General features: G+C 70.0%; 25 protein-coding genes and 3 pseudogenes. 10 read left to right on the top strand and 18 right to left on the bottom strand.

Annotation, left to right across the window (positions count from 1 at the left end; all coding sequences use genetic code 11):
• Positions 1-11: 11 nt before the first annotated feature.
• The 5 genes and pseudogenes from EV384_RS23215 to trpB form a co-directional block, all read right to left on the bottom strand.
• On the bottom strand, positions 12-383 hold the full coding sequence (locus EV384_RS23215) for an ArsR/SmtB family transcription factor (RefSeq protein WP_130336508.1): 372 nt from the start codon (positions 381-383) through the stop codon (positions 12-14).
• 305 nt (positions 384-688) lie between these two features.
• The gene (locus EV384_RS35005; protein ID WP_165440037.1) at positions 689-847 is read right to left on the bottom strand and encodes a hypothetical protein; all 159 of its coding nucleotides are present in this window, start codon (positions 845-847) and stop codon (positions 689-691) included.
• Positions 848-913: 66 nt separating this feature from the next.
• The gene (locus EV384_RS23210; RefSeq protein ID WP_242624222.1) at positions 914-1,630 is read right to left on the bottom strand and encodes a GntR family transcriptional regulator; all 717 of its coding nucleotides are present in this window, start codon (positions 1,628-1,630) and stop codon (positions 914-916) included.
• A gap of 4 nt (positions 1,631-1,634) precedes the next feature.
• Positions 1,635-2,489: a tryptophan synthase subunit alpha gene (gene trpA, locus EV384_RS23205; RefSeq protein ID WP_130336507.1), complete on the bottom strand. Its 855-nt coding sequence runs from the start codon at positions 2,487-2,489 to the stop codon at positions 1,635-1,637.
• A pseudogene (trpB, locus tag EV384_RS23200) lies at positions 2,486-3,645 on the bottom strand (tryptophan synthase subunit beta). Before trpB ends, trpA begins: the two are co-directional and overlap by 4 nt.
• A gap of 693 nt (positions 3,646-4,338) precedes the next feature.
• On the opposite strand from trpB, the gene EV384_RS23195 reads away from it, so the two are divergent.
• Positions 4,339-5,409, top strand: coding sequence for an ATP-dependent DNA ligase (locus EV384_RS23195; RefSeq protein WP_242624221.1), 1,071 nt, complete (start codon positions 4,339-4,341; stop codon positions 5,407-5,409).
• 77 nt (positions 5,410-5,486) lie between these two features.
• Here EV384_RS23195 and EV384_RS37360 read toward each other — a convergent pair whose 3' ends face one another.
• On the bottom strand, positions 5,487-6,461 hold the full coding sequence (locus tag EV384_RS37360; RefSeq protein ID WP_165440036.1) for an endonuclease/exonuclease/phosphatase family protein: 975 nt from the start codon (positions 6,459-6,461) through the stop codon (positions 5,487-5,489).
• A 288-nt stretch (positions 6,462-6,749) separates the two neighbouring features.
• On the opposite strand from EV384_RS37360, the gene EV384_RS23185 reads away from it, so the two are divergent.
• On the top strand, positions 6,750-7,421 hold the full coding sequence (locus EV384_RS23185; RefSeq protein WP_130336505.1) for an HNH endonuclease family protein: 672 nt from the start codon (positions 6,750-6,752) through the stop codon (positions 7,419-7,421).
• A 63-nt stretch (positions 7,422-7,484) separates the two neighbouring features.
• Here the strand turns inward: EV384_RS23185 and EV384_RS23180 are convergent, their stop codons facing one another.
• Positions 7,485-7,727, bottom strand: a complete 243-nt coding sequence (locus EV384_RS23180; protein ID WP_242624220.1) for a hypothetical protein — start codon at positions 7,725-7,727, stop codon at positions 7,485-7,487.
• Between the two features lie 42 nt (positions 7,728-7,769).
• Entirely contained in the window at positions 7,770-9,983 is a 2,214-nt protein-coding gene (recD2, locus tag EV384_RS23175) for an SF1B family DNA helicase RecD2 (protein WP_130336501.1), read from the bottom strand.
• Positions 9,984-10,433: 450 nt separating this feature from the next.
• Here recD2 and EV384_RS23165 point away from each other — a divergent pair, with 450 nt between their 5' ends.
• The 3 genes from EV384_RS23165 (at position 10,434) to EV384_RS23160 (ending at position 12,279) form a co-directional block, all read left to right on the top strand.
• Positions 10,434-11,060 (top strand): hypothetical protein, encoded by a 627-nt coding sequence (locus tag EV384_RS23165; RefSeq protein ID WP_130336497.1) that lies wholly within the window; start codon positions 10,434-10,436, stop codon positions 11,058-11,060.
• A gap of 88 nt (positions 11,061-11,148) precedes the next feature.
• Entirely contained in the window at positions 11,149-11,277 is a 129-nt protein-coding gene (locus EV384_RS36845) for a hypothetical protein (protein ID WP_278045635.1), read from the top strand.
• A gap of 399 nt (positions 11,278-11,676) precedes the next feature.
• Positions 11,677-12,279 (top strand): DUF6461 domain-containing protein, encoded by a 603-nt coding sequence (locus EV384_RS23160; protein ID WP_130336495.1) that lies wholly within the window; start codon positions 11,677-11,679, stop codon positions 12,277-12,279.
• A gap of 142 nt (positions 12,280-12,421) precedes the next feature.
• On the opposite strand, the gene EV384_RS23155 is transcribed toward EV384_RS23160, so the two are convergent.
• Positions 12,422-12,658: a hypothetical protein gene (locus EV384_RS23155; RefSeq protein WP_130336493.1), complete on the bottom strand. Its 237-nt coding sequence runs from the start codon at positions 12,656-12,658 to the stop codon at positions 12,422-12,424.
• 7 nt (positions 12,659-12,665) lie between these two features.
• Here EV384_RS23155 and EV384_RS23150 point away from each other — a divergent pair.
• Positions 12,666-13,547: pseudogene (locus EV384_RS23150) on the top strand (IS6 family transposase).
• Positions 13,548-13,591: 44 nt separating this feature from the next.
• On the opposite strand, the gene EV384_RS23145 reads toward EV384_RS23150, so the two are convergent.
• From EV384_RS23145 to EV384_RS23125, 5 genes and pseudogenes are all read right to left on the bottom strand, one after another.
• The gene (locus tag EV384_RS23145) at positions 13,592-14,173 is read right to left on the bottom strand and encodes a hypothetical protein (RefSeq protein WP_130336491.1); all 582 of its coding nucleotides are present in this window, start codon (positions 14,171-14,173) and stop codon (positions 13,592-13,594) included.
• A gap of 407 nt (positions 14,174-14,580) precedes the next feature.
• Positions 14,581-15,633, bottom strand: coding sequence for a hypothetical protein (locus tag EV384_RS23140; protein WP_130336489.1), 1,053 nt, complete (start codon positions 15,631-15,633; stop codon positions 14,581-14,583).
• Positions 15,630-16,379, bottom strand: a complete 750-nt coding sequence (locus EV384_RS36255; RefSeq protein ID WP_130336487.1) for a sigma-70 family RNA polymerase sigma factor — start codon at positions 16,377-16,379, stop codon at positions 15,630-15,632. The genes EV384_RS23140 and EV384_RS36255 overlap by 4 nt, the downstream gene beginning before the upstream one ends.
• On the bottom strand, positions 16,288-17,010 hold the full coding sequence (locus tag EV384_RS23130; RefSeq protein WP_165440035.1) for a tyrosine-type recombinase/integrase: 723 nt from the start codon (positions 17,008-17,010) through the stop codon (positions 16,288-16,290). The genes EV384_RS36255 and EV384_RS23130 overlap by 92 nt, the downstream gene beginning before the upstream one ends.
• Positions 17,011-17,219: 209 nt before the next feature.
• Positions 17,220-17,935, bottom strand: a pseudogene (locus tag EV384_RS23125) (transposase family protein); the annotation flags it as partial.
• A gap of 61 nt (positions 17,936-17,996) precedes the next feature.
• On the opposite strand from EV384_RS23125, the gene EV384_RS23120 reads away from it, so the two are divergent.
• Positions 17,997-18,209 carry a tautomerase family protein gene (locus tag EV384_RS23120; protein ID WP_207232426.1) on the top strand — a complete coding sequence of 71 codons (213 nt, stop codon included), beginning with the start codon at positions 17,997-17,999 and terminating at the stop codon, positions 18,207-18,209.
• Between the two features lie 290 nt (positions 18,210-18,499).
• On the opposite strand, the gene EV384_RS23115 is transcribed toward EV384_RS23120, so the two are convergent.
• Both EV384_RS23115 and EV384_RS23110 read right to left on the bottom strand, forming a co-directional pair.
• Positions 18,500-18,706, bottom strand: coding sequence for a bleomycin resistance protein (locus EV384_RS23115; protein WP_130336481.1), 207 nt, complete (start codon positions 18,704-18,706; stop codon positions 18,500-18,502).
• Positions 18,707-18,737: 31 nt separating this feature from the next.
• Positions 18,738-19,226, bottom strand: coding sequence for a VOC family protein (locus tag EV384_RS23110; protein ID WP_130336479.1), 489 nt, complete (start codon positions 19,224-19,226; stop codon positions 18,738-18,740).
• 415 nt (positions 19,227-19,641) lie between these two features.
• Here EV384_RS23110 and EV384_RS23105 point away from each other — a divergent pair, with 415 nt between their 5' ends.
• The 3 genes from EV384_RS23105 to EV384_RS23095 all read left to right on the top strand — a co-directional run bounded on the left by EV384_RS23105 (position 19,642) and on the right by EV384_RS23095 (position 23,708).
• Positions 19,642-19,863: a hypothetical protein gene (locus EV384_RS23105; RefSeq protein ID WP_130336477.1), complete on the top strand. Its 222-nt coding sequence runs from the start codon at positions 19,642-19,644 to the stop codon at positions 19,861-19,863.
• A 610-nt stretch (positions 19,864-20,473) separates the two neighbouring features.
• The gene (locus EV384_RS23100) at positions 20,474-22,747 is read left to right on the top strand and encodes an outer membrane protein assembly factor BamB family protein (RefSeq protein WP_165440033.1); all 2,274 of its coding nucleotides are present in this window, start codon (positions 20,474-20,476) and stop codon (positions 22,745-22,747) included.
• Between the two features lie 490 nt (positions 22,748-23,237).
• Complete coding sequence (locus EV384_RS23095; RefSeq protein WP_130336473.1) at positions 23,238-23,708, top strand: UPF0158 family protein; 471 nt, start codon at positions 23,238-23,240, stop codon at positions 23,706-23,708.
• A 250-nt stretch (positions 23,709-23,958) separates the two neighbouring features.
• Here the strand turns inward: EV384_RS23095 and EV384_RS23090 are convergent, their stop codons facing one another.
• Together EV384_RS23090 and EV384_RS23085 are read right to left on the bottom strand one after the other, a co-directional pair.
• Positions 23,959-24,942, bottom strand: a complete 984-nt coding sequence (locus tag EV384_RS23090) for a C40 family peptidase (protein WP_242624219.1) — start codon at positions 24,940-24,942, stop codon at positions 23,959-23,961.
• A 118-nt stretch (positions 24,943-25,060) separates the two neighbouring features.
• The gene (locus EV384_RS23085) at positions 25,061-26,038 is read right to left on the bottom strand and encodes a DUF4192 domain-containing protein (protein WP_130336471.1); all 978 of its coding nucleotides are present in this window, start codon (positions 26,036-26,038) and stop codon (positions 25,061-25,063) included.
• Positions 26,039-26,047 lie beyond the last annotated feature (9 nt).

Raw genomic sequence — 26,047 nt, 5'->3', positions numbered from 1 at the left:
GACAGTGCCGCTCAGCGGGCCTTCTTCGTCGCCCGCTTGCGGGGCGGCGTCAACAGGTCCGCGATCGCCGCGATCGCGGACGGCACCAGGCGGTAGTACGCCCAGACGCCGCGCTTCTCGCGCTCGAGCAGGCCGGCCTCGGTGAGGATCCGAAGGTGATGACTCACGGTCGGCTGGGAGAGACCAAGCGGCGCGGTGAGGTCACTCACGGACGCCTCGCCCTCCGGAGCGGACTGGATGAGACTGAGCAGTCGCAGCCGGGCCGGGTCGGCGAATGCCTTCAGCACTCCCGCGAGCCGCTCGGCATCGGCACGCTTGATCGGCTCGCCAGCAAGCGGCGAGATAGCAGGCATAGCAGTTTTCGCAGTTCCCACGTCTGCCATCGTTCCACCAACACCATCGATAGGCCGGTAAAACCAGGACCAGTACCCCGATGGCCAGCAGTCCGGGCGGTGTCGGTACACCCGCCGGTCGCGTCCACGCCGGTGTTCAACCGTGGGCGTGATCTCGTACAGGCAGGCCTGCCACAGGACGGTTTCCCCGCCGCCGGGGACGATGTGCCCGTCACCTGGCCCGCCGCGCAGCCGCACGTATTCGACGGCTCCGGGCAGGGGGCGTGCGCTACGAGCACCCTATATGCCCAGGCCGGCAAGGTTGCGGATGCAGGCCGGGGTCCGCTCGTTAGCTGCTACGCGTGCAGCCGGTCCCCGCGCCGCTGCTTGACGCGGGGACCGGTGGTCGGTGGCCTGCGGCTGGGGCTGCTCCACCTGCGTGTGGCCGTGGCCAGCAGCCGGGCGGCGGCCTCGCCGACCAGCTCAGCTTCGCCGTCGAGACCTTGGCGCACCACGGCCGGTCCCCAGGCTGTGGACAACTCGCGTGCCTGTGGAAAACGCCCTGATCATGGCCGAACCTGCTAGTGCTTCAGCCGGCTCCACCGCAGCGACAGCCCGGTGGCGACGCGTTCGGTCCGGATCTCCATGACCGTGCCGAGGATCGTGGCCCGGTCGAAGACGACGGGGGAGTCGTCGAGGACGTACGTCGTGCGGTCGGAGACGAACACCGGCGTGCCGGCCGGTTGCCGGAGCAGCTCGGCGGCCGGATCGTCGAGCAGGCCGGGCCGGAGTGTCTCGGTCGCGCGGTGCACCACGAGCCCGGTGCTGGCGATCGCGGCGTACAGCGAGACCGCGCTGAAGTCGGTCTCGGCGATCCGGGCGCCGGTCGGGTCGGGCACCCACGACACCTGGTGCACGGCGCGCCGCCCGGCCAGCAGTCGTACGCGTTCCAGGCGCAGCGCCACCCCGGCCCCGATCCGTTCGACCACCCAGTCCGGGGCGGCGCCGAGGCTCTGGTCGATGATCTCGGTGCTGACCGTCTGCCCCTGCGCCACCAGATCGTCGGCCAGGCTGCGCAGCGAGTCCAGCCGGTACGCCGCCCGCGGCTCGGCCACGAACGTGCCCCGCCCCGGCTGCTGGCTGAGCAGCCCCTCGTCCTCAAGCACCCGCAACGCCTGCCGCAGCGTGGCCAGCGTGACGCCGTACGACGTGCTCAGGTCGCGCTGCGACGGCAGGGCGGACCCGGCGGCGTACTCGCCGGCCCGGATCCGCTGCCCCAGATCGGCGGCGATCGCCATGTACTTAGGCGCGCGCCGCTCCCGCATATCCATGCTGCTCCACTCGCCCGGCGGTGGAACCGGTCGACGTCCCGGTCGCCACGGTGTCGAGCCCGGCCCGGATCGCGGCGAGGTCGACGGCGACCTCCTCCGGAGTGGCTCCGTCCAGCACCCTACGCATCAGCGCCGAGGCGACCACCACCCCGTCCGCCGTCGCCGCCGCCGCGACCGCGTGCGCCGCGGTCGAGACGCCGAAGCCGATCAGCACCGGCCGGTCGGTGCGCGCGGTGACCGACGCGGCCAGCGCGGTCGCGGTCGCGGCCAGGTCGGCGCGCTCGCCGGTGGTGCCCATGACGCTGACCGCGTAGATGAAGCCGCGGCTGCGGGCGCAGATGTCGTCCAGCCGCTCCGGCGTCGTCGACGGCGCCACCAGCAGGACCAGGTCGACGCCGGCCGCCGCGGCCGCGTCGTCCAGGCCGCCGAGTTCGTCCAGCGGCACGTCCGGCACGATCAGCCCGGACACCCCGGCATCGGCGAGCCGCCGGCAGAACTCGGTGTAACCCAGGCGTACGACCAGGTTGGCGTACGTCATCGCGACGAGCGGCACGCGTACGCGGTCCCGGACGGCGGCCAGGTCGGAAAGGATCCGGTCCGGCGTCACGCGCTGCTCGAGGGCCCGGTCGGACGCCTGCTGGATGGTCACGCCGTCGAGCATCGGGTCGGAGAACGGCAGCCCGACCTCGATCGCGTCCGCCCCCGCCTCCTGGTACGCCAGCAGATGGTCGGTCCAGTCGGCCGTGATGCCGCCGGTGACGTACGGGACGAGCAGCTTGCCCCCGGCGTCCCGGGCGGCCCGAAGGGTCGTTTCCAGGCGGCTCACTGCGCACGCTCCCTCAGGGTCGCCATGTCCTTGTCGCCCCGGCCGGACAGCGTCAGCATGACGGTCGCGCCGGGCGGCAGTTCGTCGCTCCCGGCCGCGCGCATCACCCACGCCACCGCGTGCGCCGATTCGAGCGCGCAGAGGATGCCCTCGGCCCGGGCCAGCCGTCGGACGGCGTCGAGCACCTCGTCGTCGGTGACGGTGACGTAGCGGGCGCGCCCGATGTCGCCCAGGTGGGCGTGCTCCGGGCCGATGCCCGGGTAGTCGAGGCCGGCCGAGATCGAGTGCGCCTCGGCGATCTGGCCGTTCGCGTCCTGCAGCACCTTCGAGCGGTAGCCGTGCACGATCCCCGGCGCCCCGTCGGTCATCGCGGCCCCGCCGGCCGCCTCGACGCCGATCAGCCGGGCACCGGTGTCGGCGAAGCCGGCGAACGTGCCGGCCGCGTTGGAGCCGCCGCCGACGCAGGCCACCACGTAATCGGGTACGCCAGCGGTCAGCTCGGTCGCCGCCTGCGTCCGCGCCTCGTCGCCGATGACGCGCTGGAATTCCCGCACCATCCACGGGTACGGGTGCGGGCCCATCACCGACCCCACGCAGTAGTAGGTGTCGTCGACCCGGGCCACCCACTGGCGCATGGCCTCGTTGCAGGCGTCCTTGAGCGTACGGCTGCCGCTGTGCACCGCGACGACCTCGGCGCCGAGCATCTTCATCCGGAACACGTTGAGTTCCTGCCGCTCGGTGTCCTTCGCGCCCATGTAGACGGTGCACTCCATGCCGAGCAGGGCGGCGGCGGTCGCGGTGGCGACGCCGTGCTGGCCGGCGCCGGTCTCGGCGATCAGCCGGGTCTTGCCCATCCGACGCGCGAGCAGGGCCTGTCCGAGTACATTGTTGATCTTGTGGGAGCCGGTGTGCGCCAGATCCTCGCGCTTGAGCAGCAGCGTGATCCCGAGTTCGGCGGAGAGGTTCCACGCTGGCGTCATCGGGGTCGGTCGGCCGGCGTAGACGGTCAGGAGCCGGTCGAGCTGCCCGCGGAACCGGGGATCGGCCCACGCCTCGCGGAACACCGCCTCGACCGCCTCGCACCCGGGATCAGCGACTCCGGGACGAACCGGCCGCCGTACTCGCCGAAGCGCCCGAGGTCGGTCGGCTCGCGCATGGCCGAGCTGCTCACCTCCGGACGGCCGGCGGCCACGAGAACTTCCCGCATGCGTACCTCCACAGTTCTATAACAGTTCTAGAACTGTGGCAGGCCAGCCGGGCGTCGTCAAGCCGCCGCCGGCCTTCACGCCGAGTTCGCGGCCACACAGACCACCCACGTCGACTTCACCGCCGGATACGTCACCGCCGACGACAACTACACCTGGATCTGCCAGCCCTGCTTCGAGGACTTCAAGGCGTCGTTCCAATGGAACGTCGTGTCGGCCCGGACCGACTCGTAACCGCCCTCACCAACTTCTGAAATACGGCCTAGCACCCCTGGGACCTGCGCTTTGTCGTCATGCTTGCGGACCGTGTCCCACGAGCGAGTAGCGCAAGAACCGCCAGAGGGTCCGTTCGCGGCCTGCCGCTGAAGTCATGGTGGGGGAGTAGCCGGCCGTCGCCAGTCCGCGTAGGTCGGCGATCCCCTGGTGGGGCTGGCTGAGCGTGGGGCGTAGGTGGCCCGACGCGACGCGGGCGGCGACGTGATCAGCGTCCTCCCTCGCTGGCTGGTCCGAGCGCCACCGGTGGCACGAGCCGCGGGCGGATTCGTTGTCGCGGATCTCCGCCCGAGACGGCCTCCTTCGGACCCACGATGACGTGGGGGACGAATGATGAGACGCGTTCACGGCCGGCGCGGGCGGAGCTGGAGGTGAGTTCCGCCCGTCCGCGGGCAAGCGCGGCGGCGGCACCGGTGCTGCGTCGGCCGGTCGCGCCGATGCTCGCGGCGCCGGTCGACGCGGTGCCCGAGGGTCCCGGCCTGGTGCACGAGCCGAAGTGGGACGGGTGGCGGGCGATCGCCTTCCGCGAGACCGACGGGGTGTACCTCCAATCGCGGGCCGGCCGGAACTTGACCACCTACTTCCCGGACATCACCCGCGCGATCCGGACGGCCATCCCGCCAGGCGTGGTCCTCGACGGTGAGCTGATCGTCTGGGAGCGTGGGCGAACCAACTTCGCGCAGCTGCAGCGGCGCGTCACCGCCGGCCGCACCCTGCTGCGCCTGGCACGCGAGTGCCCCGCGCACTACGTGCTGTTCGATCTGCTCGCGGACGCCGGCGGACAGGTAATCCTGGACCTGCCGCTGTCGCAACGTCGGGTCCGGTTGGAGCAGCTGCTCGCCGACGCGCCGGCGCAGCTCACCCTGACCCCGCAGACGGCCGACATGCGGCAGGTGTCGGACTGGTTGCTGCACTGGACCGTCGCGGCGGGCATCGAGGGTGTGGTGAGCAAGCGCCTGGGCGGCCGGTACGAGCCCGGCCGGCGAGGCTGGTCGAAGTTCCGGACCCGGATCGTCACGGACGCCATCGTCGGTGGGGTGACCGGCAGTATCCGCAGCCCGGAGACCGTGCTGCTGGGCCGGTTCGACCGGCGGGGACGGCTGCGATACACCGGCCGCACCCACCCCCTGACCACCATCCAGGCCGTGGAGCTGGCCGCGCTGCTCGCGCCGCCGCGGCTGCCACGCCGCGGCGTCGTGGCCCACCCGTGGCCGCAGCCGCTGCCCGCGTCCTGGTCCGGCCAACTGGACCAGCCCGAGCCGCTGCGGTACGTACAGGTGGAGCCGACCGTGGTGGCGGAAATCGACGCCGACGTGGCGTTCGAGCACCAGCGGTGGCGCCACCGGGTGCGGTACGCCAGGGCCCGGACCGACATGTCGGTCTACGACGTGCCGCTGCTCCTCGGCGAGGGCGAAGACCCGTTCGGGACGCCGAGCGGCTGACGGGCGGAACCGGCGACAATCCCTGGCTGGCTGGCTTCACAACCTCAGTCACCCAGGTTCTGGCTTCACAACCTCAGTCACCCAGGTTGAGGACGGCCGTCTACCCCCCGGGGGCGGCCGCCGGCCGTCGCTCTACGGCCCGCTGAAGCGAGCGACGACCGGGGCGTGGTCCGGCACGATGGCAGCCTCGCGGCTTCGGGTGGACACGCCGATGGAGGTGATGTCGTCGACGAGGGAGTCGATGCCGACCAGGCGCAGCTGCAGGTCGCGGGTGGCGAGGATGTGGTCGATGAACTCGCCATGTCCCTGGTAGATGCGGGAGTAGGCGCGGGCTGGGGGCAGGCGGCGCCCAAGGTTGGGACCGCGTCGCCTTTGTCAGGGCGGTGAACGTCCCCGTCGGCGGGTCCTTCAAGCAGCACGGTGGTGACGGCGTCGGGTCCGTCGTTGAGGTCCCCGCACAGGATCGTCGGCATGCCGGGCTGTCCGTTCACCGAGGATTCGGCGAGGACGTCATTGAGGTGTACGCGCAGGGCGACGGCTTCGGCGGTACGGCGCAGCAGGGCGTAGCCGGCGCCGCGGGCGCGCTCGTCCTCGTTGCGCGGATAGCGTCGTCCGCCCGGGTAGGTGAGCAGTTTGCTCTTGAGGTGAGCGGTCAGCAGCCGCAGGCCAGGGCCACCGCAGTCGACGTGCACCTGAACCGCTCCGCGGCCCAGGTGCGTGAGCGTCCCGCCGTCGACATCAGGAGACCGCCGGCAGGCCGGCCTGCGGCAGCGCGATGATCTGCGCCTCCTCGGTGAGGGCGTGCCGGGCGAGGACAGCAACACGGATCCCACGACCGTCCGAGTGGGCGGACACGACCGCCTGCCAGGGATCGCCGAGGCCGCCCGGAGATCGTCAGCGGCCGCCCCTGAGCCGATCTCTTGCAGGGCGACGACGTTGGCGCCGGTGCCGGAGATGAGCCCGGCCAGATAGGTGAGCTTCGCGGCGTAGGTTTCCGCGGCTGAGGGATCGGTGTCGTCGGGCCGGAACAGGCTTTCCACGTTCCAGGTCATGACGATCAGGTCGTTGCCACCGTCGCTCCCTGCACTCAGGTCCGCTACCAGCCTCAACGTCGCACTGCAGGCCGCCGGGAGATCCTCGACTGCCGCTACGTCGCCATGTCGACAGCCACGAGCAGGCCAGCTACAGGAGGGCCGCGAATGCTGACGGCGCCGTGCGGGGGACCGGGTGTGGAAATCAGTCTTCGCGGAAGTGCCTTCACCCCTTCACAAGGAAGACCTTCGATGGACATGATCGTTGGAGATGGTCGCTGTCCACCACGGGTTGCCCAGGAGGCCTACATGCGAGACACCCAGATGTCCACCCGATCCTCACTGCGGCGACGTGTCGCCGCGACGGCCGTCGCCGCGCTCGCCGGCGCGTGCCTGGTGGCCGTGAACGCGCAACCAGCGATGGCCACGCCTCCGGGAATCCCCTCCAAGGCGACGGCACAGTCACAGCTCAACGCCCTGACGGTGGCGGCGCAGGGCTCGACCAGCGGCTACTCCCGCGACCTGTTCCCGCACTGGATCACCATCAGCGGCACCTGCAACACCCGCGAGCAGGTCCTCAAGCGCGATGGCACCTCCGTCGTGGTCGACAGCTCCTGCGCTGCCACCTCCGGCCGCTGGTACAGCCCCTACGACGGCGCCACCTGGTACGCGGCCTCGGACGTCGACATCGACCACGTCGTGCCCCTGGCCGAGGCGTGGCGCTCCGGCGCCAACTCCTGGACCACCAGCCGGCGGCAGAGCTTCGCCAACGACCTCACCCGGCCCCAGCTGATCGCCGTCACCGACAACGTCAACCAGTCCAAGGGCGACCAGGACCCGTCCACCTGGCAGCCGTCGCTGTCGTCGTACCGGTGCACCTACAGCAAGATGTGGATCACCGTGAAGTACAGCTGGGGCCTGACCCTGCAGTCGTCGGAGAAGTCCGCGCTGCAGACGATGCTCAACACCTGCAGCTCCTGACCGCGCGGTTCCGGCCGGCGGCGCCGCCCTATCGGGCGCAACCGCCGGCCGGGCCTTGAGCCGTCACTGGGGCGGGGACGAGGTGGCGTCGCCGGCTTGCTTGCGCCAACTGCCGCCGGCGTCGGCGGCGAGGAGACGCTGGACGATCGCGAGGGCTTCGGGCTCGGTGTCGAACTCCCACCGCAGCACCCGGCCCGTCTCGGCGTCCCCGGCGCGGGCGACGACCTTCCATCGGACCTGGCGGGTCAGCCACACGTCGCGGCGGCCCAGGCGCCCCCAGATCCCGTTCCACCATCTTGCCGCCACGTCTTCCACCACGGCGTCGTACAAGTGTTCGACTGGCGTGTGTCAGCTAAGTCGGTGGTCAAGGGCGGTGTGGCGGCGGCCAGCGCCGACGGTGCGCACGGCGGCGGAGAGGGCGCGACGGGAGCCGACGAGGACGACGAGCTGTTTGGCGCGGGTGACGGCGGTGTAGAGCAGGTTGCGTTGCAGCATCATCCACGCGCTGGTGGTCAGGGGGATGACGACGGCGGGGTATTCGGAGCCCTGTGAGCGGTGGATGGTCATGGCGTAGGCGTGGACGAGTTCGTCGAGTTCGTCGAAGTCGTAGTCGATGCTTTCGTCCTCGTCGGTGCGCACGGTCAGGGTTTGTTCGTCTGGTGAGAGGGCGGTGACGATGCCGAGAGTGCCGTTGAAGACACCAGCTTGGCCCTTGTCGTAGTTGTTGCGGATCTGGGTGATCTTGTCGCCGATGCGGAACACCCGCCCGCCCATTCGCCGCTCCGGCTGGCCCTCGCGGTGCGGGGTGAGGCGCTGCTGGAGCAGGGTGTTGAGTGCGCCGGCGCCGGCGGGGCCGCGGTGCATGGGGGTGAGGACCTGAACGTCCCGACGCGGGTCGAGGCCGAACTTCGCGGGGATGCGGGTGCAGGCGACGTCGACGGTCAGGGTGGCGGTGGCGTCGGTGTCATCACAGGCGAACAGGAAGAAGTCCGGCAGGCCTTCCAGGAGGGGTGAACGGCCGGCGTTGATGCGGTGGGCGTTGGTGACGACGCCGGACTGGGCGGCTTGGCGGAAGATCTGCGTCAACCGCACCCGGGGGATGGCGGGGGCGGCGAGCAGGTCGCGGAGGACCTCTCCGGCGCCGACGGAGGGGAGTTGGTCGACGTCGCCGACCAGCAGCAGGTGCGCGCCGGGTGGGACGGCTTTGACGAGCTTGTTGGCCAGGATCAGGTCGAGCATGGAGGCCTCGTCAACGACGAGCAGGTCCACGTCGAGGGGGTTGTCCCGGTCGTAGGAGGCGTCCCCGCCGGGGCGTAGTTGCAGCAGCCGGTGCACGGTGGCCGCGGGGTGGCCGGTGAGCTCGGACAGGCGTTTGGCGGCGCGGCCGGTCGGGGCGACGAGGGTGACCTTGGCTCTCTTGGCGGCGGCGAGTTCGACGATCGAGCGGACGGTGAAGCTCTTGCCGCAGCCCGGCCCGCCCGTCAGCACCGCCACCTTCGATGTCAGAGCCAGGCGGACGGCCTGTTCCTGCTCGGGGGCCAGGTCGGCGCCGGTGCGCGCCTTCAACCACGCGAGGGCCTTGCCCCAGTCGACGCCGGCGAAGTGGGGTAGCCGGTCGGCCCGGTCGTTGAGCAGGCGCAGCAGGGAGCCGGCGAGGGACTGCTCGGCGCGGTGGAACGGCACCAGGTACACCGCCTGCACCGGCTCACCGTCCGGGCCGGGCAGCGTCTCGCGGACGACGCCCTCGTCGGCGGCGAGGTCGTCGAGGCAGCGGGTGACGAGGTCGCCGGGCACGTCGAGGATCTTCGTGGCGTCGGCGACGAGCTGCGCGCCAGGCAGGTAGCAGTGGCCGCTGTCGGTGGCCTCGGACAGGGTGTACTGCAGGCCGGCCATGACCCGCTGGGGGCTGTCGTGGGGGATCCCGACGGCCTGGGCGATGGTGTCGGCGGTCTTGAACCCGATGCCCCACACGTCCGCCGCCAACCGGTACGGCTCCTTCGTGACCACGCCGATGGACGCGTCGCCGTACTGCTTGAAGATCCGCACTGCTAGGGACGTCGACACCCCGACACCTTGCAGGAAGACCATCACCTCTTTGATGGCCTTCTGCTCCTCCCACGCCGCGGTGATCTTCGCCGTGCGCTTCGGCCCCAGCCCGGGCACCTCCACCAGCCGGGCGGGCTCCTCCTCGATGACCCGCAGGGTGTCCAGGCCGAAATGCGCCACGATCCGCTCGGCGAAGACCGGCCCGATGCCCTTCACGAGGCCGGAGCCGAGGTAGCGCTGGATGCCCTGGATCGTGGCCGGCAGGACTGTGGTGTAGGAGTCGACCTCGAACTGCCGGCCGTATTTCGGATGCGACGACCACCGCCCCGACAACCGCAGGCTCTCCCCAGGCTGCGCCCCCAACAACGACCCCACCACGGTCAACAGGTCCGCGCTGCGGTCGGTAGCCACCCGGGCGACGGTGTAGCCCGTCTCCTCGTTGACATACGTCAGCCGCTCCAGCACCGCGTCCAGCGTGGCAAGCGGCACACGGGCGGCGGCGGTCACGGCAACCATCGTGCCGGCTGCCCGATCCGCCCCGCCACCCGCCCCGACCGGCGGCACCGCCTGCGGCGGTCAGTCCGCTCGCCATACGCGGCGGGCGAGGTACCGCAACAGGTCCAGGATGTGGCGCTTATCCTCCGCAGGCACGGAATCGTTCGCCAGCCGCCGGGTCGCCCTGCTGTCGGCCTCGACCTCACCCGCGCCGCGACCGGGCGCCTGGCTTCCGGAAGGTCCCCGGGCAAGCGACCCTGCGGCAGTGTGGCTCACGGTAGACGCGACCACCTGGTGATCAACTCTCACTTCAGCGATGCCTGCGATCACCGCTGGCACTGGCCTTGACCGCACGCGACCAGGCCGCGGCGGTCGCCGGACGTTGGTAATGCCATCCGGACGCCGCGCCGGCCGGACTACCTCGCAAGCGCATGGGCTCCGGCCTGCTCCGACGGCGGCGACCGTCAGGAGGTGACCGGCGTCGTCGTACCTGTGGGGCTTGCCGGTGGTGACGACGGGTCGGTGGATGCGGAGCCGCTGGGCGCCGGGCTGCTCGGCCCCGGGGTGCCGCCCGACGGGGTCGGACCAGGTGTGGACGGGGCCGGGGTGGGGCTGCCGGACGGGCTGGGAGTGGCGGTGGTCGGCGGCAACGAGGGGGCGCCGGTCGATCCGGGCGTCGGACGCACCGTCGGCTTCGTAATCGGTGGCCTGGTGGCCGGGCTCGTGGCCGTCGGCTTCGGGGCGCCGGTCGCCGAGCGCGGAGTCGCCGGGTCGGCGGTCGGCTGGCGCAGCGATTCGGTCTGGGCCACCGGAACGGTCGGTGGGGCGACGTCGGTGGGAGACGGACCGGAGGCGACGTCCACACTGGGCGTCGCCGGGAGATCCGGCGTGGGGGTGGCCGGTGCCGGCCGGAGGTCCGGCGCGCCGGCGGCCCGCGCCTGCACGGCGCCGCCGGAATCAGCCTCGGCGTCTCCGATCAGCGCGAAGCCGAGACCCGCTCCGCCGACCAGCAGGGCGGCGAGGGCTCCGGTCGCGACGGGCAGCGCAGCCGAACGGGGTGGGCGGGGACGCCGGTGGGCGGGCAACGAACGCTCCTGACCTGCTGGGACGACTGAGCTGGCGCGACGACGCCGACCCCCGACCCTGCCGCCCGGCATGCGCGACCGCCAATGGCCGGACGGCGGAGGTGACCGGGATCACCACCAATGAGGCATGCGGCGGCCGAAGCAGCCACCAGACCGACATGTCGGACGAGCGCGCCGATGCGGCGGAGATCAACGCCCTGTTGCCCGGCTCGCCGAGCCGGAAATGCTGACCGGCATGGAGAAGCGCGGGCGGTCGGCGGCGTGGACCTGGCCACCGACCCGCCGGCCTGGCTGACCGGCCCGGCCAGGGACCGGCGCATCGCGCTGGACGCCGGGCAGCCTGGTCGGCCTGGTCGCAACGACCGGGCAGGCCTGCTACCCGCTCACCGTCAAGAAGGTGCTCACCGCCGGGGCGGCGAACCGGCTGTGGCTGACCGAGATCACCGAATACACCACCGCCGATGGGCCTACGCCACCGAGCTACCAGCGTCGGCGCGTTGCCGCATCCCAACCCAGGCGGGCAGCCGCTGTGATCGGCTGTGAACGGCGCCTGTAGGTCGTGGGCGTTGTGCCGCGCCAGCCACTGTCGGCGGTACGGTCGGGCGACCGTTGACTGCAGAGGAGGCGTCGTGGCGGGCCCGACACAGGAGCGAATTGAGCACTACGTGCGAATGTTCGAGCAGCTCAGGGAAGCTTCGGCGGATTTCGAGGAGTCCATGTGTTGGACGGTGGTCCGCCCTCACCGGGCGCGGTTGACAGTGGAGGAAGTGCTACGCCGGTTGCGCGGTGACCTGGACACAATGACGACGTGCCGGCCGGTTGATGTCAGATACGACGACGACGCGGTCTTCCTCGAACAGCGCGGCGACGCGGTCATCATCGTGGGGTACAGCGTCGACAGCGATGAGGAGGACGCGCTGCGGCGGCTCAGCCAGGACGCCACCGTTCATGAGGTGTTCTGGCTGATTAACAACTTCAACAGGCTTTACTACGCCGTCGACGGTGTGTTGGTCCCCGAGCTGGACGTGCTGTGCCCGCAGGACCGATGGGGTGCCGATCCGGACGCCTTGACCGACCACCTTGACGCGTTGCGTGACCTCCGCGATCGTGAGCGGGGTCCGTTCCCCGACTGGGAGACCGCCATGGCGACCGTGGAGTCGTTGACCGGCCTGGGACTCGATGCTGGCTGGTTTGACCGTCCCCAGTTGTTTGCGAAGATCAACCGCCGTTAGCTGGGCCCACGCCGGTTCGGGATCATCCGAGGTCGGCGGCGCCCGCACTCATTAGCCGCTGGTCGGGCGTTCGTTCATGGCCAGCAATGTCCGACTCCGAATAGAGGACGTCCGGGTCGGCGTGAGTACGGCCGCTCAGCACTCAGCGATCCCACTCCCAGTCCTGGACGGTTTGATGTACAGGGACCATGTTGATCCACATCTCTCCGTAGAACCGAGATCCACCCAACTGGTCCAGCAGCTTCTGTGCCTCCGTCTCGGTCGTGAAGGCCCCCGCCTGGAAGCGCGATCCGGGCTCACGCTCGTCCGTGTACTCGACCAACCAAGCAATGGCCGGCTGCCGGTAACCGGGCGGAGGTGATGCGCTGGCGTCCGTCACGGTCCCGATGGTGCCAGAACGGCCACTCGGCCCGTACTCTCATGGCCGCGAGGTGCGCGCTGTCAGGCGATGCGCGGGCATCGATCAAGGTGGTGTCGCTGCCTCGGCCGCCGGCGCGGCCCCTTGGGTCGGCACCGTTGCATTGAGCGTTGGCAAGATCGAGGCAGGCTTGAGCGGTGAAGTCACGACCCGTCCCGGCCCGTGGCTGCCTCCGAAGTCGGCGTTCGTCGGGTTCCGTTTCCCTGCGGAGGTGATCGTGGGCGCGGTCCGCTGGTACTTCAACCTCTCGTATCGCGACGTTGAGGAACTGCTGGTCGAACGTGGCGTCGAGGCCGATCACGTTACCGTCTACCGGTGGGTGCAGCGGTTCACGCCGCTCCTGGCCGACGCCGCCCGGTTCTGCCGCCACTCGCCAGCTGACCGCTGGTTCGTCGACGAGACCTACGTCAAGGTCAACGGGGTATGGCGCTACGTGTACCGGGCGGTCGACCAGTACGGACAGGTCATCGAGGTGCTGGTCTCGGCACGTCGCGACGCCGACGCGGCCCGGCGGTTCTTCCGCCGGCGCTGTCGACGTTGAAGGTGACACCCGGGGAGGTGGTCACCGACGCCGCGCCGGTCTACCCCGGTGTGACTGGGCGAGCTGATCCCGCAGGCGTGGCACCACGTCGAGCGGTACGCCAACAATCCGATCGAGGCTGATCACAGCCAGCGGAAACACCGCTTGAGACCGATGCGCGGACTACGAACGGACGAGACAGCGCAGGTGATCATCGCCGGGCACGCATTCATGCAGAACCTCCGACACGGCCACTACGAGCTCGCCATCGACGCCCCGCTGGCTACATGGCTCGCCGCGGCGTTTACCGAACTCGCCCAGACGATCTGACACTGCCCGACGAGGAGATCCGCTTCAGCGCCAGCCGCCCCGCCTCATCGCCGCTGCTCGCATAGATGATCGGGCGCACCGTCCCAGACGGTTCCTACTATGGCGACAGGGTAAGTAACCTCTCTGATGACCTGTTTGCCCTCGGTCTCGACCGAAAACTGCATCGACAACGGCTCATCCCCGATCTCGACCGAGCACTCAATTCGAGCTTTGACGTCGATCCAGGCGGTACCGCCGGGGCGTATTGGCGCGGACTGACCGGTATCACGGATCAGGACACCATGCCTCTGTGCCGTGGCCGCACGAACCGTGATCGGCGCCGGGCCAGCGTTGATCACCACCAATTGCCCGTTTACTTGGAGGACGCCCTTACCGTCCGAGCCTCCACTGCCGACTGATGCAGGGAAGGCCACGAGTGAGATCGAAGACCTCCGCTCCCGCTGCTGGCGCGAGTCGCGCAGCTCGCTGACAACGACGCCGCCAAGCACAACACCGACTACGAACGCAGCGACGAGCCGCAGGACCATCTTCTGTCTGGCCATCAGGCGGTCGGGGCTGGCGCCGCCTGCCTCGGCTGGCTGATCGTTGTACTCGTCCAGATCGATCACGTCACGCTCCGCCGACATGGCGTCAGCCTAGGGTCTGACTGACGGTGCGTGGGCCCCGCCGACGGCGGCATGAACCGCTGATCCTCACGGCCGGGTGCGATGGCTGACAGCGACCATCTCATTAGCAACAGCCTCAGGCGTAGGCCACCGTGCCATCCACGTGCCAGTAGCCAGTACCCCGGACGGTCACCAGGGGGCACGAACGGTCGCGGACTTCCAGCCCTCGACCTGGCCACCATGTTCTTGTCGGTCGTGATCTTTGTCCTTCCAAACTGACGGTGCGGGTTGATTGCCCTCGCCCGCTCCACCGGCTCCGGTCCAAGTCAGAGGCGGTCTTCCAACTTGGATCGAAGCATCCTTTCGGTCTGGACGGTCGGTTCGTGCACGAAGGGGTTCTGGAGCACTCGCAGTCGTATGGAGGCCACCTACGAACGGCTCAGCTGGACGCTTCGGGCGACGGCGATTACCTGGTCGATGGTGAACGAGCGCGGCGCCATCAACGTGAACCCGGATCCGTCAGCGAGCGTGGCGGTCAGCCGCCAGAACTGCGTGGCCTGGACGAGCCGGGCCGGCCGCTGGTTGACCGTGACGTTATTCGCCTTTTCGAATCCCTCGACGTCGGAATCCCGGCCCGTGTCCGGCTTCGGCGTCCATTGCACGTGCAGGTCAAGGTTCGGCTCGGCCGGGTCACGGTACGAGATGATCGAGCCGCCGTCCTTGAACCCACCGAGTCTCCAACCGTCGGGGACCAGGCCGACAGTGACCTTGAAGCCGACGCGTTGGGGCTGGTCCACCACCTGCCGGGCGAGTTGCAGAACGGCCTCCGCGCTGGCATGCCGGCCATTGCCGACGATGATCACCCACACGCCAGGTCGGCGCTCCCAGGTCAGCTGGACGGAGGCCACGCCCGAGCCGTCCGGGACCGAAACGATGCGGCCCGGCCGGCCGTCCACGCTGATGTCACGCTGCCCCCGGATTGGCTGGCCCTCGCGCGCTGTGCCGATCGTGAGCACCACGTCGCTACCGTCCGGCGCCAGATAGACGGCGATGATCGGGCCACCCGGATCAGCGGTGAACGACGGCTTACCAAGCATCGGCAACGCGTACGGGAACTCTGGTGCAGTCACGGCGACCAGCTTGATCCGGTCTGGCGAGGTCGAGTGCGTGCCGGTTGACCCGTCTGCCGTGACAGGCGGGCGGGTGGTGTTCTGTCGCGCCTCCGGCATGACCGCGATAGCCGTCGCCGCCATCGCGGCCAACCCCACCCCCGTGAGGGCCAGACGAGCGAGGAGCGGCCCGCGGCGAAACCTGGCCGCGCCAAGCCGGGTGAGTAGGGGGGACGGCCAGCCGGAGTACGACGCGGCGGTCGAGGCGTCCGAGATCTCGGCGAGCAGTCTGGTACGGGCGGCGCGCCGCGCCTCGTCTGACAGGTCAGGCCCGTCTGGCCCGTGCGTCTCCAACAACATGATCTCGTTCACCGGTCCTCCTGTAGCGAACTCAGCGCGGCGCGGGTCAGACGGCGGGCCCGGTTGATCCGCGAGCGCACGGTTCCGATCGGGATGTCGAGCGCGGCGGCGATCTCGGCGTACGAGAGTTGGGCCCAGGCCAGCAGCAGCACGTCCCGGTCCGCGGGCTTCAGCGCCGCCGGTGCCGCGGCGAGCTCGGCCCGCAGTGCCTGGGCATCCAAACGGTCATCGGGCAGGTCGTCCGCATGCGAGCCGGTCTCGAGGAGCCTGGCCCGGGCGAGCGCCCGATACCGGCGGTCCTCCTGGCGCACGTGCCGGTGCAACACGTTGGTGGCGATGCCGAACAGCCACGGCCGCACGTCGAGCTGCATTGGCCGGTAAGAAGCCCGCCGCCGGAACGCGACCAGGAACGTCTCGGCTAGCAAATCGTCGGCCGGCTCTCCGATCCTGTGGGCCATCGAGAAGTCGGCGTGCCGTAGAATCTGCATGGCGACCCGGGGATGCACGTCCAGGTCGACGAGCAAGCTCGCACAAGTCCGGCGGGCATCGTGCACGGTGATCCGCCGCACCCCGGCTCGCCGACATCGCTCCCACGCCCGGTTGAAGTTGCGCGGTTCGATCGGCGTGCCGTGGCGGGTGGTGAAGACCAGCGGGGAGTCCTGCCACTCAGGGCCGACGGCAGCCCGGTCCGCGGCCTGATCCGCCCCGGCGCATCCGAAGAGCTGTGAGGCAGATATCCGGCAGCGGAAGGACTGCATCGGATTCTCGGGTCTTGGTTTCCCGGCGCAGCAGTCTGTTACTGATTCGCTGGAGTTGCCACCGCACGGTCAATTCCCCCGCGCGCTCGTCGATCTCGTCCCACCCAAGACCCAGCAACTCCCCTCTGCGTAGTCCGAGAACCAGGATCAGCACCCAGGCCGCGTAGAGGGGATCATCGCCTGCCCTGGCAGCTTCCAGGAATTGGCGGGCCTCGTCGCTGTGCCACGCCCTCCCGGGCTTCTTTCGGCGGACCTGAAGTTTGACCAGGGACGCCACGTTCTTGGTGACCAGCTCCTCCGTGACTGCCTGGGCGAGGGCCGCACGAAGAGTGGCCCGGAGGCCCTTGATCGTGCTACCGGACGGGACAGCCCGGCAGCATGTGCCGGTCGCACAGCACAGTTGCTTTCCGCGTGGACGAGCAATGTCCTTCTCTTGCGCACAGCGCTGGCAGGTACGCGCCACCTGGTTGATCCACGTCTGGACATCCCGGACCTGCAGCCGATCCAGCCGCTTCGTCCCCAGACCAGGGGTGATGTAGAGCCGAACGAAGCCCTCGAAGGAGATGTAGGTCGCGGGTGCCAAGTTCGGTTGAACGATCTCGCGAAGCCAGTAGGAGAGGTGGTCGCCCACGGTCGGCACGCGCCGACCAACAGGGTGACGACGATGCGAGGTGCCGGCAGCCCGGGTCACCGACACGTTGAGAGTCGACGGGCGCGGCAACCGAGCACGAGCGGCATGGGCATGAACCCGGAGAAGGCGCCCGCGTCAGCTCGACGGCCAGGCGACCGTCGCTGACGGCTGCGTTCCTCTCGGTGAGTAAGAGCGACCGGCAATAGGTGTCACTTGAGGCGTCGGGTGGTGGGGCGGCTGTCCCACCGGTAGAGCGTTCGGGCACGGCGGATGAGTTGACGTACGGTGACGAGGGCGGCAGCCAGGTAAAGATAGAAGTCGATGATCTTCGCGTCGCGTTCGGTACAGCGGCGGATCTTGCCGTAGCCGTTCATCCACGAGTTCGTGCGCTCCACCACCCAACGTTTGCCGACCTGGATCGGGGCGGGCACGCCCTTGCGGGCGATCTCGCCGTGCAGGCCCAGTTCGTCGAGCAGGTCGCGGGTTGGGGTGTTGTCGTAGGCGCGCGGTCCAGGTGCATGGTCGCGCCTTCGGGCATCGGCCCGACCTGTGTCGCCGCCGCTTCGCAGGTCGGACGGAGCAGCGGCGAGTCATGCCGGTTGGCCGGCGCGGACACCACGGCCAGAGGGATGCCGTCGCCTTCGACCTCGGTGGAGCGCTCCAAGCCGCCGTTGCCCCGGTCCACCGGCGAGCGCCCGGCCCGCTCGCCGCCGCAGGGCGCCTTGGTAATCGCGCCGTCCACGCTGAGGTCCTGCAACGACAGGCCGATCATCTGGTCGTAGGCGGCCAGGGCCAACGCGTGGACCTTCTCGCCGATCCCGACCGCGGCCCAGTCCTTGCTCCGGCGCCTGGTGCGGTCCGAGCACCGGGTGGTGGCGATGCGTTCGTAGCCCGAGCCGTGCACAAGCGCGTCGATGACGTGCTCGCCTGCACGAACTGCCCGCCGGGGCGCAGGCCACCGCAGGGACGACGTCGCCCGGTTCCGGGTGGAGATCACCGTTCCGCAGGGCGCGCTGTCCGATCGCCGCAAGGCCGGCCTGGTCGCCGAAACGACGACCGTCGTGCTGGACGCGGCCGGGCTGTCCGACGCCGACGCGCAGCGCGTCTGGGTGCTCATCCACGAACGGCCCGACGGCACGTGGGGCGCGGGCGGGAAGATCGTGCGCTACGCGGATCTCGTGGCCCTCGCCGCAAAGTAGAGCAAGCCCGTCCGCCGATGCGGCGAGGCCAGCGCACGGAGGCGACGGTTTCGGGGTCAGCCAGGACCAGGGCCGACGAAGCCGTTGGGTTTCTGCGGTGGTGGCCGATGACCGGGGACGATGGTGGCGCGCCGCCGTCCGGCACCTGGACGGCATGGGCCGGCACCAAACCGGATCGTCGCATTTTGCAGGGATGGACCGGGAGCCGCGCGCGCAGGGTTGCCGGCGAGCTCGGCTGTTGCCAGAAGAGCCCACCGTCAGGTTCTTCAGTTCAGATACCGGTGCGGGCGTCAGACGGGTGAGACGACAACGTGCTTGACCTCTGCCATGTAGCGCCCGGCGGCCGCGGAGGCATCGTCCGGGGGGCTCCCGCTTTCACGCGCACGCATGTACGCCGCGTACCAGTCCCACCAGTCGTGCGGTGGGGCGATCGCCTCAAACGAGCCGTGGTGTTCGGCCGTCTCATGCAGGAGCTGCGCAAGATCTTCAACGTCCATCAGTCAAAACCTCCTCGGTCGTGCGGACTCGTCACCGTCCGGGTTGCCGCTCCTTGACCTCCTGCAGCAGCCATCCGTTGCCGTCCGGGTCGGTGAACGAGGCGAATGAGGCGTAGCTGCGACGGTCTGGGGCGGGGCCGTCCACCCGTTCTTGGTCGCCGGTGTCGTAGACGTTGTGGTAGACCTCGCTCACCTCCACGCCCCTGCTGATCAGGTCGGCGCGGGCTTGATCGATGTTGGAGACCACGAGGTAGGTGCCCTGGGCAGTGCCAGGCGCCGCGGGGGTGAGCCCGCGGCCGAGGTGGATCGAGCATGCCGACCCCGGCGGCGTCAGTTGCACGATCCTGAACTTCGGGCCGGCCTCGTAGTCCGCATCGAGCCGCCACCCCAAGCCCTGGTAGAAGCGCAGGGCGCGGTCGACGTCAGCCACAGGGATGACGACGACCTCGAGTTTCAAGAGCGTGGTCGGCTCCTTGACGACCTCCGTTGCGCCGCCCTGATCTTCCTGCGGGGTGCTCATGTCGACCTCCCGTGACGGATGCCCGGTTCGGTTCATGGCCCTGGATGAGCCCCCACCGGCCGGGGACCCGAGCGCCGGCTCCGGGTCATCCGTGGACCGGCTGATACGACAATTGTGGCTTGCCGGACACCGCCGATGAGGGCTGTTGGCGCAACACGCTCCCACCTCGGCAACCGCCCGTAGCTGCGTGGTCTTTGCCTTCGGCGGGTTTCCGTCCGGCGGCCGCCTCACGACCCTGACCGCGTACGAGCACCAATCCCTTGAAGTTGATCGATTAATTCGCGGGTGACGTGACGGTGATCCTCATGTTTGCCTGCGGTCTATGCGAGCGGGGGAGGCGGGGCTGGCGATCGACTGAGGTAGCGCCAGCACCACCGCGGTGGTGGCATGGCCCGACGGCAGCTGATCACCGCTGATGTTCGACGGCGTGCGCGCGCCGCCCAGCGCGGTGTTCCTGTCCCCGGACGGGAACCTGCTGACCGGGCAGCGATCGTGGCAGGGGGCCGTATCCCAGCCAGACCGGCTCATCCCCGCGCCAGGGCCCTCCGCCGAGCAGCGGCTCACCGTCGCCGGCGCGGAGGTCGACGCGCTGGACCTGGTCGTCGCGACCCTGCGCCGTGTCGCCGACGAGGCATAGCGGGCGGCGGGCTTCCCGGTGGAGGATGTGCGGCTGGTGGTGCCTGCCGGGTGGGGTCCGCGGCGGCGGACGTGGATGCGGCAGGCCGCCCACCGGGCCGGTCTGCCTCAGCCCCGCCTGTCGGGGCCCCCGTAGCGGTAGCGGGTCACCTGAGACGACCTGGTGGCAGCGGCCCGACCGCCGCGCCAGCGCCGGCAACCCCGATCAGGTCGGGTTCGCCATGATCCGCCCTGACCGTGGCACCCTGGAAGTATTCGGCCGCTCTCGGCAGCGCTACGGCGTGAACCCGGCCGGGACGTCCCCAACCCCGCCTTCGAGTTCGACGATGCCTTCGACCCCGACAACTGACCGGTCGAAGGGGCCACCCGTACCGGACAGCAGGCATCGCGAGCTGGGATCCGACCCGGCGGCGGGCTGGACGTGGCACGGCGGGCGAACGTCTTCGTTCGCCCGCGGGCTTGCGGTCCGGCTGCCAACTCACTGCACAGAGGCGCGCGGGCAACGTTTGGCCGACCGACCTACGCTGTTCACTTCTCTGCGGTGGGCGACGTTGTTCGCCCCCTTAGCCTCGGTCATGATCAACCCAGAGCAGCCGATCGAGGAGCTGAGCATGAGCCATCCCCAAGGGCACCTCCAGTCGGGAGAAATCGCCATCATTGGCCGGCGGAGTCTCCTTGCGTCCGCCGCCGCATTGGGCGGCGCGGCGGCGCTCGGTTCCGCCTCCGGCGCCAGCGCCGCCCCGGACAGCGCCGAGGCAGCCGGTACGGGCGTTGCGGACGGCGGGGCTGGTACGCCGCTCAGCTTCGCGGTGGTCACCGACACCCACGCGACTTCACCGGACACCACCCGTACGGAGCTGTTGCGTCGGATCTTCGCCGCGATCGAGAAGGCGACGCCGGACTTCGTGCTGAACTGCGGTGACATCACCGAATACGGCGGTGACGACGAATTCCAGACCTACCTGTCGGTCATCCCGCCCGCATTGCGCCCTCGCCTGCGGCACGTGCCCGGCAACCACGAGGCGCGCTGGGACGTACACGCCAAGGAGCTGTACCACCGGCTCTTCGGCCCGACGCCGTACTCGTTCGATGTTGCCGGGCTGCACGTGGTCGGGCTGGATCCGACCCAGGTGCTGCAGGAGCCCGGCGTCTTCGGCCGCGACCACCTGCGCTGGCTCGCGAACGACCTGCGCCAGGCCGGGCAGCAGCCGAGCCTGCTGTTCCTGCACTACCCGATCGGCGGCGCCAACTACTACGTGAACGATCAGGACGAGCTGCTGGACCTGCTGGCCGACTTCCCAGTACGGGCGATCTTCGCTGGCCACGTCCACACCGAGCGAGTCGACCGGATCAACCAGCTGACCCAGGTGGCGGCCTACGCGACCAAGGACGCCTACTACTACTGGGTCCGGCGGGAGGTCGTCGACCGGCTGCCGGTCCTGCGGGTGTGGCAGGTGACCGTCGCGCCCGACGGCTCGGAACAGCGCCGGGAGGTGACCACGATCCCGGTGGCCGACGCGGGTGTCGGCGTGGCTGCGGCGGCGACCGTGGTCGGACAGCCGAAGGGGGCGGCGATCGCGGTACGGGTAAGGCCCGGCCAGCCGGACGCGGTCGCCGCGGTCCAGACCCGGATCTACCCGCAGCACGTGTACGGCGGGCGGGACACCAGCGCGTGGACGGATCTGCCGCGCGTCGGTGACCAGTGGTGGGACGGCAACGTCGACATCTCCGCGGTGCCGCCGGGTGCGCACCGGCTGCAGGTACGGGTGACCGGCTCCGACGGCTCGTGGCACGAAGTGACCCGGGCGTTCGAGATCGCCCCCGGCGACCAGGATCCGCGGGAGCGGTGGGGGTTGCGGCTGACAGGCAGTGTGCAGGGAGCCCTCGCCGCGTACGGCGACCTGATCGTGGCGGGCTCGACCGGTGGCGACGTCGAGGCGTTCCGGGTGGGCCGTCCGGCCGACGCCGACGAGCAGGCGTTCCGGAATCATCCAGCGCCGCGAACGGCGTGGCGTACCCGGCTCGGCGGGACCTACCGGGGCTCCGCGTTCACCGGCGACGGTCGTACCGTCCTGATCGGATCCACCGACCACCACCTGTATGCGCTGGACACCCGCGACGGTGCGCCGAGGTGGCGGCACCGCACCGAGGAGCCGGTGCTGAGCAACCCGCTGGTGGCGATCATCGGCGGAGTCGAGACCGTTCTGTTCACCGCCGGGTTCACGCTGTACGCACTCGAGGCGGCCACGGGGCGGGTCCGGTGGACGGCTGACCTGCACGGCTTCTTCGCCGGCCGGGTGGCCTGCGACGGGGAGCGGGTGTACGCCGGCAGTGGCGACGGCAAGGCGTACGCGTTCGACGCCGCCACCGGTCACGAGCTGTGGTCGTACGCCACCAATACCCGGACCACGCCGTACCAGCGGCTCATCTACGGTCCGTGGGACAACGTCGTCACTTTGCTTCCCGGCGGGCTGGTGCTGGTCTCCACCGTCAGCAACGCGCACGCCCTGGATCGGGCGACCGGCGCGCAGCGCTGGCGGGTGTCCGGCGGGTTCGCATACGCGCCGCCGGTTGTCACGGCGTCCGGGCTGGTCCTCATCGACGAGTTCGGCCGAGCCCGGCGCGTCGACCCGCTCACCGGAGCGCAGGCGTGGCTGACCCAGCTCGGGCTGCGGGTTTTCAACGCCGGTCCCGTGGTCAGGGGGAACACCATCTGGGTGCCAACTGCCACCGGCCAGCTCGTCGGTCTGGCGCTGGCCAGCGGCGAGGTCACCCATCGCGTCGCGCTCACTACGGCCAACACCTTCAGCACGCCGGTCGTCGTCGATGACCTGCTGGTCAGCGGCGACCAGTCCGGCGTCGTACGCGGCATTGCCCTGCCCTGAGCCGACGCGGCCACCTCTGCGGGCACGGGTAGGCACACGACATGTGATCGTCGGGTGTGGCCCCGGTTGCTCATGGGGACAGCCCTTGGTTGATCATTCCTCTTGTCTGGGGGAAGAAGATCAATAGCGAGATCAGGTCCCAACTCGGACACCACCACTGACCGTGTCATCCCGAGGGGTGGTGGCCAGCGGGCGCAGCCGGCCACCACCCGCTTGTACGAGTTCGACGTTGACGGGCGCGTCCGATGCGGCCAGCCTGGGGGAAGCGGAGCGCGCGGTGTCCGGCGGGAGCACAACGTCGGCCGACGTTCCTCAGGACACTCGACGCCGCGGGCTGTAGGTGACCGGCCTCCCGATCCCGTCCGCGGGCAGAAGGGCCACACCACGGCGTCGGTCCCGTGCCAACGAAGGAACGGGCCGGTAGCTTCACGGCCGGGTGGGCGCGGGACTACCGTGGTCGCCGAGGACTACTGCATCCGGGAGCGGACAGATGCTCGATGTACGCGACCTCGATCTCGAGGAGATCGCCACCGCGCTGCAGGACCAGAGCGCGTACGAGTACCGCTGGCTCATCGACCCGGCCAGCGGAGAAATCATGATGTGGACGGCCGACGGCGGGATCGACGGGAAGACACCCGTGGACCTTGATGAACTCGATCTGGTCCCCATCGAGGGGTTACCGTCCTCCGTGTGGCACCGCGACATGGCCGACTTCGCCGAGCGGGTCAGCGACGAGCGAGCGGGACGCAGGCTCCTGCGGGCGATCCAGGGCAGGGGCGCCTTCCGCCGGTTCAAGGACGAGCTGTACGAGGAGTACCCGCACCTGCTGCCGGCCTGGCACGCCTTCCACCAGGCCCGGGCAACCCGCCGGGCCATCGACTGGCTCCTCGACAACTCCCTCATCGATGACGCCGCAGCGAGCAGCTGTCGGACAAAGCACCCCGACCCGGACGTGCCGTGAGACGACCAAGCCAACCAGCCAGCAGTGGCACACCCTGACGCCAGTTGCTCGGCCGTCGTCCGCTCGGCTCGGTGGTGCGGTCCAATGTGGCGGGTGCACCTGTCCGACCGAACCGGCTCCGAGCGGCATGTACCCGGCCGTCGAGCCGCTCGAACTGTGCGGTGGCTGCCTCGAACGCCGCAATCGCGTCGTCGTACCGGCCGGCGCTGTCGCGATCTCGCAGATCACACTGCTTCCACAGCGAGCGCTATCAAATGAACCGCCGAATGGCGACGATGTCACGACGCCATCCCTCCAATTGACTGATCTTGATGACGTCTCCGGCTGCTGGAGCCTGCACGATCATCCCAGCGCCGATGTACATGCCAACGTGGCGAGGGTTCCGCGGGCTTCCCATCGATCCAGGTATGAAGACCAGGTCACCCGGCTCCAGCAGCTGCGGAGAAGGCACGCCCCTGCCGGTGCGTACCTGATCGGTCGTCACGCGGGGGATGCTGATACCGGCCGCTCGGTAGGCCTGCTGGACCAGGGAGGAGCAGTCGCATTGGGTGTTCGGGTTGCCGGCGTGCGGATCTGTGCAGCTTCCCCCGAATGCGTAGGGAGTGCCAAGCTGCCGCAGCGCCCAGGAGATGGCCGCGACGACCGGCGCCGGGGTCGCCGGAGGCAGTGTGAACCCGTGCGGCAGTGACGCCGATGCGGCCGGCTCGCAGGATCCTGGTCCGCTGGTCACCGCGTCGACGAGTCTGTGGGAGTCGCCGGCCCATCGACCGTATGCGTCGGGGTAGGCCGACCGCTGCACAGCCTGCGCTGCCTCCGTCAGCGACATCTGCTGCCAGCCCGGCACACGAAGAAGCCGCTCGTAGAAGCCGCGCGCTTGGTATGCCGGATCCGTCAGCTGCCTCGTCGTACCCCACCCTTGGCTGGGGCGCTGCTGGAACACCCCCACCGAGTCGTGGTCGTTGGCCTCACCGAGGTGAGGCAGGTTGCGCAGCCCCGACTCCTGCAATGCGGTGGCCACGGCCACGATCCAGCCCCACCGCGGCACGCCTTGCGCCACGCCGACGTCGACGATGGTGCCGGCGATGTCCAACTGCTCGGCGTCATATGCCCCAAGGCCGCGGGCATCGGCACCAGGGCACGCTGCGCCGCCTCCCAGCGAACCGGACAGGAGAACCGGCAGCCCGAGGCAACTGACGAGAACCATCCCGACAACGGTGATGACGATTTTCTTCACTGTGGCTCCCCGGTAGGTCGATGCATCGGTGCAGCACTCCACCGGACGGCAGGCGTCGGTGCTGGAGACAGAAATGGCGGGTCGGGTGCCGCCGGGAAGGCGGCACCCGACCGGTGCGTCACGAGCGCTCCGCCGGCCAACCGCTGATGGCGCTGGGCGGGATGCTGGCCTGCAGCGCCTCCCCGATGAGGTGGGCGAGGGTGTAGGTGGGGTCGGCATCAAGGGCCCGGTCGACGGCGAGCAGGGCGAGCGCGCCGTTGCCGTGTTGCCAGGCGGTGTAGGCGAGCAGGCTGGCGGGCGCAGCGACCAGCCCGGGTTCGGCGCGCCGGGTGATGTCGGTCCATAAGGTGAGCCGGCTGGGGTGGTCGCTGCTGTGGGCGCCGGCGTAGTCCCGGACTTCGCGGTGCTGCAGCAGGATGGTGAGCCAGGCCGCCTCGTCGTCACTGAGCGCTCGCCCGTCTTCGTAACACTGGTGGGCGTTGCGGACGGCGGCGTATCCGCGTTCGGCCAGGTCCGCGTCGCGCTCGAGCGCCGCCATCTCATACAGGGCCCTGGTGGTGGCGTCGCTCATGCGCTGGCGGACGTCGCCGTCAACGGCGGCTATCTGGGCGGCGAGGTCGGTCCGGCTGGGCAGGGCGACCATCCCGGCGAGGGTCGCTTCGGCGGCGAGGACGCTGCTGTCGGGGTGGCATGGTGTGCCGTCGGCGGGGCAGCAGGCGGGGTCGGGGCAGGTGTAGGACCAGAAGCGTCCGTCGGTGACCCGCAGCGCGTCACGTACGGCGACGCCGGCGGCGGTGAGCGCGTCGCGGGTGGCGTCGACGGTGGGGGTGACGCGTGCGGCAGGCCCGTAGCCGACGACGATCACGCCGGTGATGCCGTTCTGCCGGGTGATGGCGGTGACGACCTGGTCGGCGTGCGCGGCGACGACGTCAACGGGCGCGCCGGCGGCGGGTAGGTCGGCGCGCATGGCGAAGGTGACGCGGGCGTTGCGCAGGGCGGTGACGGTGAGGCTGTCGGTGGGGTGGAAGCCGAGGAGGTAGGGAACGGCGGCGATGAGGTCAGCGGCACCGCGGATGCGCATGGTCGGCTGTGTCATAACAATTCC

The sequence above is a fragment of the Micromonospora kangleipakensis genome (assembly GCF_004217615.1).
In the GTDB taxonomy this organism is placed as follows: domain Bacteria; phylum Actinomycetota; class Actinomycetes; order Mycobacteriales; family Micromonosporaceae; genus Micromonospora; species Micromonospora kangleipakensis.
Note: the sequence above shows the minus strand (reverse complement) of the source record. Positions and strands in the feature narration are given on the sequence as shown.